The 11,400-nt window shown below is 75.2% G+C and carries 12 protein-coding genes, 1 pseudogene and 1 riboswitch; of the genes and pseudogenes, 9 read left to right on the top strand and 4 right to left on the bottom strand.

The genetic code is table 11. The annotated features are described in order from the left end of the window. A pseudogene (locus QWY28_RS21260) lies at positions 1-300 on the top strand (primosome assembly protein PriA); the annotation flags it as partial. A 14-nt stretch (positions 301-314) separates the two neighbouring features. Here the strand turns inward: QWY28_RS21260 and QWY28_RS21255 are convergent. After that, positions 315-1,151, bottom strand: coding sequence for a hypothetical protein (locus QWY28_RS21255; protein WP_300954825.1), 837 nt, complete (start codon positions 1,149-1,151; stop codon positions 315-317). 230 nt (positions 1,152-1,381) lie between these two features. On the opposite strand from QWY28_RS21255, the gene def reads away from it, so the two are divergent. From def to QWY28_RS21235, 4 genes are read left to right on the top strand one after another with little or no spacing between them, the layout of a single operon-like run. Beyond that, positions 1,382-1,927, top strand: a complete 546-nt coding sequence (gene def / locus QWY28_RS21250; RefSeq protein ID WP_300954824.1) for a peptide deformylase — start codon at positions 1,382-1,384, stop codon at positions 1,925-1,927. Positions 1,928-1,930: 3 nt separating this feature from the next. Then, entirely contained in the window at positions 1,931-2,857 is a 927-nt protein-coding gene (fmt, locus tag QWY28_RS21245) for a methionyl-tRNA formyltransferase (protein WP_300954823.1), read from the top strand. Positions 2,858-2,860: 3 nt separating this feature from the next. Further along, complete coding sequence (locus tag QWY28_RS21240; RefSeq protein ID WP_300954821.1) at positions 2,861-3,271, top strand: MmcQ/YjbR family DNA-binding protein; 411 nt, start codon at positions 2,861-2,863, stop codon at positions 3,269-3,271. Then, positions 3,264-4,622, top strand: coding sequence for an RsmB/NOP family class I SAM-dependent RNA methyltransferase (locus tag QWY28_RS21235; protein WP_300954820.1), 1,359 nt, complete (start codon positions 3,264-3,266; stop codon positions 4,620-4,622). The genes QWY28_RS21240 and QWY28_RS21235 overlap by 8 nt, the downstream gene beginning before the upstream one ends. 39 nt (positions 4,623-4,661) lie before the next feature. Here the strand turns inward: QWY28_RS21235 and QWY28_RS21230 are convergent, their stop codons facing one another. Next, positions 4,662-5,399, bottom strand: a complete 738-nt coding sequence (locus tag QWY28_RS21230) for an AAA family ATPase (protein WP_300954819.1) — start codon at positions 5,397-5,399, stop codon at positions 4,662-4,664. 33 nt (positions 5,400-5,432) lie between these two features. Here QWY28_RS21230 and ligD point away from each other — a divergent pair, with 33 nt between their 5' ends. The 4 genes from ligD to rpe all read left to right on the top strand — a co-directional run bounded on the left by ligD (position 5,433) and on the right by rpe (position 9,797). Continuing rightward, positions 5,433-6,413 carry a non-homologous end-joining DNA ligase gene (ligD, locus tag QWY28_RS21225; RefSeq protein ID WP_300954817.1) on the top strand — a complete coding sequence of 327 codons (981 nt, stop codon included), beginning with the start codon at positions 5,433-5,435 and terminating at the stop codon, positions 6,411-6,413. A gap of 58 nt (positions 6,414-6,471) precedes the next feature. After that, on the top strand, positions 6,472-8,091 hold the full coding sequence (locus tag QWY28_RS21220) for a RecQ family ATP-dependent DNA helicase (RefSeq protein ID WP_300954816.1): 1,620 nt from the start codon (positions 6,472-6,474) through the stop codon (positions 8,089-8,091). 64 nt (positions 8,092-8,155) lie between these two features. Then, the gene (locus QWY28_RS21215) at positions 8,156-9,109 is read left to right on the top strand and encodes a lipid kinase (protein WP_300954815.1); all 954 of its coding nucleotides are present in this window, start codon (positions 8,156-8,158) and stop codon (positions 9,107-9,109) included. A gap of 22 nt (positions 9,110-9,131) precedes the next feature. Further along, a complete protein-coding gene (gene rpe / locus QWY28_RS21210; RefSeq protein WP_300954813.1) occupies positions 9,132-9,797 on the top strand; it encodes a ribulose-phosphate 3-epimerase in 666 nt (221 codons plus the stop codon). On the opposite strand, the gene QWY28_RS21205 is transcribed toward rpe, so the two are convergent. Further along, on the bottom strand, positions 9,728-10,117 hold the full coding sequence (locus tag QWY28_RS21205; RefSeq protein ID WP_300954832.1) for a TetR family transcriptional regulator: 390 nt from the start codon (positions 10,115-10,117) through the stop codon (positions 9,728-9,730). The two genes, rpe and QWY28_RS21205, sit on opposite strands and share 70 nt — an antisense overlap. A 99-nt stretch (positions 10,118-10,216) precedes the next feature. After that, positions 10,217-11,086 carry a hypothetical protein gene (locus QWY28_RS21200; RefSeq protein ID WP_300954811.1) on the bottom strand — a complete coding sequence of 290 codons (870 nt, stop codon included), beginning with the start codon at positions 11,084-11,086 and terminating at the stop codon, positions 10,217-10,219. 106 nt (positions 11,087-11,192) lie between these two features. Further along, positions 11,193-11,323, top strand: a riboswitch (FMN riboswitch). Positions 11,324-11,400: the final 77 nt, after the last annotated feature.

The raw sequence follows: 11,400 nt of genomic DNA, 5'->3' as shown, positions 1-11,400 counted from the left end.
GAGGCGCACCTGCCGCCGGCGAGCCGGCTCGCGACCATCACCGGCGAGCCGGGCGCCGTCGACGACGCGCTGACCCTGCTCAGCCTGCCGGAGGTCGCCGAGGTGCTGGGGCCGGTCCCGGTCGCCGACCACGCGACCGGGACCGCGACCGGGACCGGTGACCCGGAGGTGCGGGCGGTGGTGCGGGTGCCGCGGGCCTACGCCGCGGAGCTGGGCCGGGCGCTCGGCGAGCTGCAGCGGGTGCGCTCGGCCCGCAAGCTCGACGCCGTCCGGGTCCAGGTCGACCCACCCTCGCTGTAGCGGCCGCAGCCCGGTCAGGCGCAGCCGAGGGACTCGACCAGGCGCGGCCACAGCTCGACGTCGTCGGGGTCGGCGCCGACGTACACCCGGGCGTCGCCGGGCGCGGTCCACAGCCGGTCCTCGCCGCGCCGGTAGCCGGTGTCGACCGCGTCCGCGGGCAGGGTGGTGTGCGCCCGGTACGGCTCGGCGACGTACCCGCGCAGCTCCGGCTCGGGGTCGCGCAGGAACGTGGGCCGGCGCCGGTCACCGGGGAGGCGGAGGAAGGTCATGTCCTGCCAGTCGCAGTGCTCGGGCCCCGCGTGGACCTCCAGCTCCGTGGTCGGCACGAGCCGGCCGTCGACGTCGGTCCACACCTCGTGGCCGAGCCCCTCCACGAAGTCGGCCGGCAGCTCCACCACGTCGCAGCGCGCCCACGACTCGACGTACCAGCCGTCGCCGCCGGCCCCCGCGGACCCCTCGCCGTCGTGCACGACGACCGCGGCCTTGACCCGGCCCTCGACCTCCGCCACCCACAGGACGCGGTCGTCGGTGATGGCGGCGCGGGCGAGGTCCGAGGGAAGCGAGAGCCACAGCCCCTCGCTGAACGCGGTGCGCACCGCGCCCTCGGGGTCGTCGGCGGTCGCGCCCTCGGCGTACACGCCACCCTCGAAGGCACTGCCGGTGCCCCACGTGTCGCAGTCGACCACGTTCCCCGCCACCCCGGCCCGCGGGTGCGCCAGCTCGAGGCCGGACGGCGTGAGCGGCCCGTCGTACGCCGTCTCCGCCCGGTCGTCCAGCGACACGTCGTCCTCGCCGCAGCCGGCCAGCGCGACGGAGCCGGCCAGCAGCGCGGCGACGAGCGGCATCCTCACGACCGCTACGACGCCCCCGGCGGGCCGGCGGTTCCCCGCGCCGGCGGCCCGCCCCGTCCGCGGTCGCCGTCGCGACGCCTCCGTGCTCGAGCGGCGGCGGCGCCCGACTAGACTCGACCGCTGCGCCGCAGCCGCTGCGCCGTGCACGTCAGCACCACCACCGAACTCCAGCCCCGACCTCCAGCCCCGACCTGCCAGCACCGACCTCCCCACCTACCTCCAGGAGCACCGTGGCCATCCAGCCGATCCGACTCTTCGGGGACCCGGTGCTGCGCAAGCCCGCGCTGGAGGTCGTGGACTTCGACAAGGAGCTGCGCCAGCTCGTCGCCGACCTCACCGACACGATGATGGACGCCCCCGGCGCCGGGCTCGCGGCGCCGCAGATCGGGGTCGGGCTGCGGGTCTTCACCTGGTACGTCGACGGCGAGGTCGGCCACCTGGTCAACCCGACCCTGGAGCTGTCCGAGGAGGTGCAGGACGGCCTCGAGGGCTGCCTGTCGCTGCCGGAGCTCACCTACGAGTGCCGGCGCGCCATGTCGGTGGTCGCCCAGGGGTTCGACATGCACGGCGAGCCGATGACGGTGCACGGCTCGGAGCTGCTCGCTCGGGCGATCCAGCACGAGACCGACCACCTCGACGGCGTCCTCTTCATCGACCGGCTCGACGCCGCGGCGCGCAAGGCGGCGATGCGGGAGATCCGCGAGGCGGAGTGGTTCGGTCTCGAGAAGCCCCAGGTCAAGGTCAGCCCCCATCCCACGAACGGTTTCGGTTTCTAGCCCATGCGCCTCGTCTTCGCCGGCACCCCCGAGGTCGCCGTCCCCTCCCTCGACGCCATCGCCGACTCCGGCCACGAGCTGGTCGGCGTCGTCACCCGCCCCGACGCGCCCGCCGGTCGCGGCCGGAAGCTGGTCGCGAGCCCCGTGGCGCAGCGGGCCGAGGAGCTCGGCGTGCCGGTGCTCAAGCCCGACCACCCGCGCGACCCGGAGTTCCAGGAGCAGCTGCGCGCGCTCGAGCCGGACTGCTGCCCGGTCGTGGCGTACGGCGCGCTGCTGCCGCAGTCGGCCCTCGACATCCCGCGGCACGGCTGGGTCAACCTGCACTTCTCCTGCCTGCCCGCGTGGCGCGGCGCCGCGCCGGTGCAGCACGCGATCTGGGCCGGCGACGAGGTCACCGGCGCGACGACGTTCCGCATCGTCAAGGCGATGGACGCCGGCCCGACCTTCGGCGTGATGACCGAGCGGATCCGGCCGACCGACACCGCCGGCGACCTGCTCACCCGGCTCGCCGAGGGCGGGGCCGGCCTGCTGGTCGCGACCCTCGACGGCATCGAGGACGGCTCGCTGGTCGCCCGCGAGCAGCCCGAGGACGGCGTGAGCGTCGCGCCGAAGATCCTCGTCGAGGACGCCGAGGTCGACTGGACCGAGCCCGCCGTCGCCGTCGACCGCCGCATCCGCGCGTGCACGCCCGGCCCGGGCGCCTGGTCGACCCACGCCGGCGAGCGGCTCAAGGTCGGCCCCGTGACCGTCGAGGAGGGCACCCGGCTGGAGCCGGGCGTGCTCGAGGTCCGCAAGAACGCCGTGCTCGTCGGCACCGCCACCGACGCCGTCCGGCTGGGCGAGGTCAAGGCGTTCGGCAAGAAGCAGATGGGTGCCGCCGACTGGGCCCGCGGTGTCCGCCTGGAGTCGGGCACCCGGCTCGGGGGCTGACCGGTGGGCCGCCCCGCGACGCCCGAGGACGTCGACGCGATCTGCCGGTCGCTGCCCGAGGTCGAGCTCGGGACCAGCTGGGGCGACCGGCCGACGTACCTCGTGCGCGGGCGCGGCTTCCTGCTCCTCCGCGCCCCCGACCGGCACGCGGTGGATCCCGCGACCGGTGAGCCGTACGACGACCTGCTGGTCGTCACCACGCCGTCGATGGACGCCAAGGAGGCCCTCGTGGCCGACCCGTCGCTGCCGTTCTTCACCATCGACCACTTCCGCCGCACCAGCGCGGTGCTGGTCTCCCAGTCGCGCCTCGGCGAGATCGACGTCGAGGAGCTGCGCGAGGTCCTCACCGACGCCTGGGCCGCCCGGGCGCCGAAGCGGCTCGTGCGCGAGCACCGGGGGGAGACCCGTGGCTGAGCGCCGGTCCAAGCAGAAGGTCGACGGCCCGCGCCTGGCCGCGCTCGAGGTGCTCAAGGCGGTCCGGGTCGACGAGGCCTACACCAACCTGGTGCTGCCCGGCGTGCTCGCCCAGCACGGGCTGTCGGGGCGGGACGCGGCGTTCGTGACCGAGCTGGTCTCGGGGACCATCCGCCGCCAGGCGACGTACGACGCCGTGCTGGCCGCCTGCATCGACCGGCCGCTGGCCAAGGTCGAGGCCAAGGTGCTCGACGCGCTGCGGCTCGGGACCCACCAGCTGCTCTCGATGCGCGTGCCGGCCCACGCGGCGATCAGCACCACCGTCGACCTGGTCCGCGCGCGGGTCGGCGCCGGCGCGGCCGGGTTCGCCAACGCCGTGCTCCGCAAGGTCTCCGCCCGCGACCTCGACGGCTGGGTCGCCGCGGTCGCGCCCGACCCGGCGACGGACCCCCGCGGCCACGCCGTCGTCGCCTTCAGCCACCCGGCCTGGGTCGTCGAGGAGCTGGCCCGCGCCGTCGGGGAGGCCGAGCTGCCGGCCCTGCTCGCGGCCGACAACGAGCCGCCTCGCGTCACCCTGGTCGCGCGCCCGGGACGGGCCACCCGCGAGGAGCTGCCCGGGGAGCCGACGCCGTGGTCGCCCCACGGCGTGGTGCTCGAGGGCGGCGACCCCGGCGCGGTGCCCGCCGTCGCCGAGGGCCGGGCGGGCGTGCAGGACGAGGGCTCGCAGCTGGTGGCCGAGGTCGCGGCCGCCGCGGCCGTCGAGGGCCGCGACGAGCGGTGGCTCGACCTCTGCGCGGGGCCCGGCGGCAAGTCCGCGCTGCTGGCCGCGCTGGCCGCGGGCCGCGGCGCGCGCCTGGTCGCCGGGGAGCGGCAGGCGCACCGCGCGCGGCTGGTCGCGCGCAACCTCCGCGGCGCTGCCGGGGTCGCCGGCGTGCTGACCGCCGATGGCACCCGCCCGCCGTTCCGGGCCGGCACCTTCGACCGGGTCCTCGTCGACGCGCCCTGCACCGGGCTCGGCGCGCTGCGCCGCCGGCCCGAGGCGCGCTGGCGGCGCCGGCCCGCCGACCTCACCGACCTCACCCGGCTGCAGCGGGCGCTGGTCGACTCGGCCCTGGACCTGGTCCGGCCCGGGGGCGCGGTGCTCTACGCGACCTGCTCGCCGGTGCTGGCCGAGACCGCCGACGTCGTCCGCGACGTGCTCGGCGCCCGCGACGACGTACGGCTCGAGGACGCCTCGTGCCTGCTGCCGCACGTCCCCGACACGGCCGGACCGCTCGAGGGCACGCTGCAGCTGTGGCCGCACCGGCACGGCACCGACGCGATGTTCCTCGCCCTGCTGCGCCGGACCTGACGCCTGACCTGACGCCGGACGTGAGGGGGCCTGGTGCGCTCAGCCGAGGACGTGGCGCAGGTAGCGCTGGGGGTCGGCGAGGTAGGCGCGCCAGTGCTCGACCAGCTCGAGGTCCTCCCAGGTCGTGCGGCGCAGCCCCCACGGCCCGACCTCCAGCAGGGTGGCGCCCGGCATCGCAGCGAGCACGGGAGAGTGCGTCGCGCAGAGCACCTGGCCGCCCCCGGCGGTGACCTCGGCGAGCGCCGAGACCAGGCCCAGGGTCGAGGAGAACGACAGCGCTGCCTCAGGCTCGTCGAGGCAGTAGAACCCGGGGGAGGAGAACCGCGTCCGGAGGACCTCGAGGAACGACTCGCCGTGGCTCATCTCGTGCAGCCGCGGCTCCGTCCGGTTCGGACGCGGGTTGTCCTCCAGGTAGGTGTAGAACCCGTGCATCGTCTCGGCCCGCAGGAAGAACCCCCAGCGGGGAGCGCCGATGCCGCGACGCAGCTCCAGCGCCGCACCCAGCGGCGACTCCGAGGGCCGGGTGGTGTGCCGGGCGCCGGTCGAGCCGCCCTCGACGCCCAGTCCGTATGCCTCGGCCACCGCCTCGACGATCGTGGACTTGCCCGACCCGTTCTCGCCGACGAGGAACGTCACCCCGGGCGCCAGGTCCAGGCCCCGCCGCACCACGTGCTCGACGGCCGGCACGGTCATCGGCCACTGGCGCAGCGGCAGCTTCTCGGCCCGGCCCTCGCGCGGCACGGACACGCCGACGACGGGCGGCTGGACGAGTCCCACGGGCCTCACCGTACGGCCCACTACGGTGGGCACGTGGCCGCCTCGAAGTCCGCGTCGAAGTCCCCCTCGGTCGAGATCGAGGTCGACGACCGGGTGGTGCGGGTGAGCAACCCCGACCGGGTCTACTTCCCGGAGTCGGGCGCCACGAAGCTCGACCTGGTCGAGTACTACCTCGCCGTCGGTCCCGGCATCGTCAATGCCCTCCTCGAGCGGCCGTGCATGCTGCACCGGTTCCCCAAGGGGCTCGCGGGGGAGAAGGTGCACCAGAAGCGGCTGCCGAACGGCGCCCCGCCGTGGGTGCAGACGGTCCGGCTGCACTTCCCGCGCTGGAACCGCACCGCCGACGAGCTCTGCGTGACCGAGCTGGCCTCGGTGATCTGGGCGGTGCAGATGTCGACGGTCGAGTTCCACCCCTGGAACAGCCGGCGCGAGGACACCGAGAAGCCCGACGAGTGGCGCATCGACCTCGACCCGGGGCCGGACTGCGACTTCGACCGGGTACGCCGCGTGGCCGGCGTGGTCCACGAGGTGCTCGACGAGCTCGGCGTGACCGGCTACCCCAAGACCAGCGGCAGCAAGGGCATCCACGTCTACGTCCGGATCCGCCCCGACCACGGGTTCACCGAGGTGCGCCGGGCCGCGCTCGCCTTCGCCCGCGAGGTGCAGCGACGAGCACCCGAGGACGTCGACCTGACCTGGTGGCGCAAGGACCGCGACCCCGCCACGGTGTTCGTCGACTACAACCAGAACGCCCGCGACCACACCATCGCGGCGGCGTACTCCGTGCGCGGCCTGCCGGACGCCCGGGTCTCCACGCCGATCCGCTGGGACGAGGTCGCCGACGTGGACCCCCGCGACTTCACGATCTTCACGGTGCCGCAGCGCTTCGCCGAGCTCGGCGACCTGCACGCCGACATCGACGCCGACCCGTGGGACGTCGCGCCGCTGCTGGAGTGGGCCGACCGCGACGACGCCGCGGGCGCCGAGCCGCCGGCCGACCCCGACGCCGACTGACCGGGCGTCCCCCACAGGGGTGAGGTCGGTGCCCGGACCGCGGGGGTAACGGCTCGCGGTGACCTCGCAGCAGCAGCTCCTGTCCACGGTCGAGCAGACCGCCCGTGAGGTCTTCGGCCACGAGCACCTCCTCGGCGGGCAGGCCGAGGCGATGACCGCGCTGCTCGACGGGCACGACGTCCTGCTGGTCTCCCCGACGGGCTCGGGGAAGTCGCTGGTCTACCAGGTCGCCGGCGTGCTGACCGAGGGCTGCACGCTCGTGGTCTCGCCGCTGCTGGCGCTCCAGCAGGACCAGGTCGAGAGCATCCGCTCGGCGCCGGGCGGGCTGACCGCCTGCCGGCTCAGCTCGGCGGAGTCGGAGTCGGAGAAGCGCGAGGTCGTCGAGCGGGCGAGCGCCGGCGAGGTCGACTTCCTGTTCTGCTCGCCCGAGCAGCTGGCCAACGACGAGGTGCGGGCGGCGATCGCCGCGGCCGGCATCCGGCTCGTCGCCGTCGACGAGGCGCACTGCGTCTCGGCGTGGGGCCACGACTTCCGGCCGGACTACTTCCGGCTCGGTGAGCTCCTCGCCGACCTGGTCGGCGACGCGGGCGCGCCGCCGCGGGTGGTCGCGATGACCGCCACGGCCGCGCCGCCGGTCCAGGAGGACATCGTCGACCGGCTCGACCTCCGCGACCCCCGCACCGTGCTGACCGGGTTCGCCCGGGACAACCTCGCCCTCGACGTCGTCCGCGTCGTCGAGGAGCACGACCAGCACCGCACCGTCGTCGACCTGGTCGCGGCCGCCGAGGGCTCCGGGATCGTCTACTGCCGCACCCGTCCCAAGGCCGAGGAGTACGCCGCCGCGCTGGCCGAGGCGGGCCGGCGCACCGCGGTCTACCACGCCGGTCTCGCCCACCGCCGCCGCGAGGAGACCCACGAGGCGTTCATGGCCGACGAGGTCGACGTCGTCGTCGCGACCTCGGCCTTCGGGATGGGCATCGACAAGCCCGACGTCCGCTTCGTGGTGCACGCGCAGGTGCCGGAGTCCCCGGACACCTACTACCAGGAGGTCGGCCGCGCCGGGCGCGACGGCGAGCCGGCCACGGCCACCCTCGTCTACCGCCCCGAGGACCTCGCGCTCGGTCGGTTCTTCTCCGGCGGCGTGCCGAGGCGCAAGGACGTCCACGCCGTCCTGCGCGCGGCCGGCGAGGTCGGGACCGAGCCCAAGGACGTCGCCGAGGCGGCCGGGTTCGGCCCGCGCAAGACCGGACGGATCCTCAACCTGCTCGCCCTCGTCCACGAGACCCGGCCCGAGGCGAACGCCCCCGACGACGCCGTCGAGGCCGTGGTCGAGGTGGCCGAGTCCCACCGGCAGCTCGAGCGCTCCCGGGTCGACATGATGCGGGGGTACGCCGAGACCGACCGCTGCCGCGCGGCGTACCTCCAGGGCTACTTCGGCGAGCAGGCCGACCACCGCTGCGGTCGCTGCGACAACTGCCGCTCCGGTGTCGCGGAGGACCCTTCGGTCGAGCAGGACGCGGCGTACCCCGTCCAGAGCGACGTCGTCCACGTCGAGTTCGGCCCGGGCGTGGTGACCGACGTCGAGGACGACCGGGTCACGGTGCTGTTCGAGTCGGTGGGCTACCGCACGCTCTCGCTCGAGGTCCTCGACGAGCAGGACCTGCTCGAGCTGGCCTGAGTCGCACAGCCGGCGCACATCCGGCTCTCACCCCGGTCTCATCGGCGGCGCCTAGCCTGCGGGCATGCGCACACCACGAGAGGTCCGCGAGGTCGCGGTCGTCGTCAACACCGCCTCCCGCCGGGGCGCCGCTGCCCTCGAGCGGTCGACGGCGGCCCTGGCGGCGGCCGGGCTCGGCACCGTGCGCACCCACCCCGTCCGCGACGGCGCGCAGCTGGCCGCCACGCTGGACCGCGTCGTCGCGGACGGGCCGGACCTGCTGGTCGTGGGTGGGGGTGACGGCACGGTCGGCTGCGCGGCGGGCCGGGTCGCCGGGACCGCGACGACGCTCGGCGTGCTGCCGCTCGGCACCGCCAACGACTTCGCCCGGACGCTGGAGATCCCGTCGGACCTCGAGGGAGCCGTGGCCGCCCTCGTCGGGGGGCGCGTCGTCGACGTCGACCTGGGCCGGGTCGACGGCCGTCCGTTCCTCAACGTCGCCTCCGTGGGGCTCTCGGTCGAGGTCACCGAGCGGCTGACGCCGGCCCTCAAGCGCCGGCTCGGACCGGCGGCGTACCCCGTCGCGACGCTGGCCGCCTACCGCCACCACCGGCCGTTCTCCGCGCGGCTGGAGTTCCCCGACGGCGACCACGAGCCGCTCGAGGTCGACGACCTCCTGCAGGTCGCGGTGGGCAACGGACGTCACTACGGCGGCGGCAACACGGTCTCGCCGCTCGCCTCGATCGACGACCACCTGCTCGACGTGTACGCGATCGAGCGCGGCCGCCTGCGAGACCACGTGTCGATCGCGCGGTTCCTCAAGGACGGCACCTTCGTCGAGCACGAGCGGGTCCACCACGTGACCACCCGCAGGGTCCGGCTGACCACCGACCCGGTCCGGGCGGTCAACCTCGACGGCGAGGTCGTGGCACGCACGCCGGCCGTCGTCGAGGTCGAGCGCAACGCGCTGCACGTCGTCGTGCCGCGCACCAGCCGGGCCGCGGTCCTGGACGGGAGACGTGCCGACGAGGCGCGCTGACCCGTCCCTAGACTGACCGCCCGTGGGACACCTCCAGATCACGCCGAGCATCCTCAACGCCGACTTCGCGAACCTCGGGGCGGAGGTGGCCCGGATCCCGGGTGCCGACTGGGTCCACGTGGACGTGATGGACAACCACTTCGTCCCCAACCTCACCTTCGGCCCGACGATGGTCGAGGCGCTGGCCCGGTCGACCGACACCCCGCTGGACGCCCACCTGATGATCGAGGACCCCGACCGCGAGGCGGTGGTGTACGCCGAGGCCGGCTGCGGGTCGGTCACCTTCCACGTCGAGGCCGCCCGCGCACCGGTGCGGCTCGCCCGCGAGCTCCGCGCCCACGGTGCGCGGGCGTCGATGGCGCTGCGGCCGGCGACCCCGATCGAGCCGTACGAGGAGCTGCTGCCCGAGCTCGACATGGTGCTGCTGATGACCGTCGAGCCGGGCTTCGGCGGCCAGAAGTTCCTCGACCTGGTGCTGCCGAAGATCCGCCGCGCCCGGGCCCTGATGGACAAGCACGGCGTCGAGACCTGGCTGCAGGTCGACGGTGGCGTCTCGCTGGAGACCATCGGCCGCTGCGCCGAGGCCGGGGCCGATGTCTTCGTCGCCGGCTCCGCGGTCTACTCCGCCGACGACCCCGACGCGATGGTCGCCGCGCTCCGGGAGACCGCGCAGGCGGCCACCAGCTGAGCGACGGCTGCGGCCAGCGTCGCGCGGCCGAGGTCGTCGCGGAGCCGACCGAGCACGACCCAGCGCTCGCGGGAATGGGCTGGCTCGACGGCGTCGCCCAGGGCTTGGTCGGCGCGGGCCCAGCCCTCCTCGAGCACCCGTTCCTCGGTCCCCGCGAGGTGGGCGTCGCTGGTCCGGAGGGCGAGCACGCTCACCAGTCGCTCGCGGTCGGTGAGCTGGTGGACGATCGAGGACGGTGCGATCCCGAGCCGGTCCGCGAGCCGTCGCAGCGTCACGGCCGCGGCACCACCGGCGTCGATCAGCTCCCACGACGCGTGCAGCAGCTCCTCGGTGCGGACTCCACCACGGGCCGGCCCGGCACAGAGGGATTCATCGACAGGCTCGCCGTTGATCGAACGTTCGATCGAGGATCGACGGGCTCACCGTGCCCGTACGGCGCGCAGCGTCCGGCCGCCGTCGGTGGAGACCAGCAGGGGAGCCACGTCGTCGGCCGCGACCATCCAGAGCACCCCGCCCTCCCGGGGATCGGCGCGCAGGTCCTGGACGCCGCCGGGGTCGCCCGACCAGGGCCGGTACGACGACCAGTCGTCCCCGTCGGAGACCCACAGCCCGTGGTGGACGGTGCTCGGTCGCCCGGCCCGGTCGCCGCTCCAGGCCGGCAGCAGCACGAGCAGCCGCCCGTCCGACAGGACGACCGCGCTCGTGACGTAGCCACGCTCGCCGTCGACCAGCGGCGCCTCGAAGACCTGCCAGGCTCCGCCTGCGACCCGGCGCGCGACCTGCTGGAACGGGAGCAGCGTGGCACCGTCGCCGCCCCCGAGCACCGCGCGGGTGCCGGGCAGGAGCGAGTCGGCCTCCTGCGTCAGCAGCCCGTCGAGGCCGGGCACGGCCACCGGTCCGCGGAGCGGGCCGCCCAGCCGCTCGGCGGCGCGTCGACGGGTCACCTGCTCGTACGTCGCCGTCTCGAAGTCGTCCCCGCTGCCGGCGACGGCCTGGTCGGCGAGGGAGCAGGACTGCGCGTCCGGGCAGCCCCACCAGGCGGTCACGACCAGGCCCGCCCGGGTACGGCGGACCGTGGCCGACCGCAACACCGAGGTCGGTGCCTCGGCGATCGCGCGACCGCGGTCGACCTCCGGCACCGCCGCCGCGGGCGCGGCCACCGGCGAGGCCACCGGCGAGCCCGAGGACGAGGCCGAGGACGAGGCCGGCGGGCCGGCGGACGGTGCCGGCGTGCCCCCACAGCCGGCGAGGAGGACGGTGGGCACGAGGGCGGCGAGCAGCAGGCGCATGCCCTGGAGACGCCGCGGGTGCCGGGAAGGTTGTCCCACCAGGTGGGCCGGGTCACGCCGGCGGGGCGCAGGCGCTGTGGCAGACTCGGCCCGGACGAGCGAAGGCTCGCGTGCTCTGGGGTCGGTGAAATTCCGAGCCGGCGGTGAAAGTCCGCGACCCGGTCACACACCAGTGACCGGTTGACCAGGTGGAACTCCTGGACCGACGGTCAAAGTCCGGATGGGAAGCGCACGCAGGCGGCTCGGCACGTACGTGTCGAACGCCCCTGTCACCCCGGAGACCGCGAGCAGCGGACACGACAGGGCGAGGGGCA

Origin of the sequence: Nocardioides oceani (genome assembly GCF_030412965.1) — a bacterium.
Lineage (GTDB): Bacteria > Actinomycetota > Actinomycetes > Propionibacteriales > Nocardioidaceae > Nocardioides > Nocardioides oceani.
This window is presented reverse-complemented; position numbering and strand designations above follow the sequence as displayed.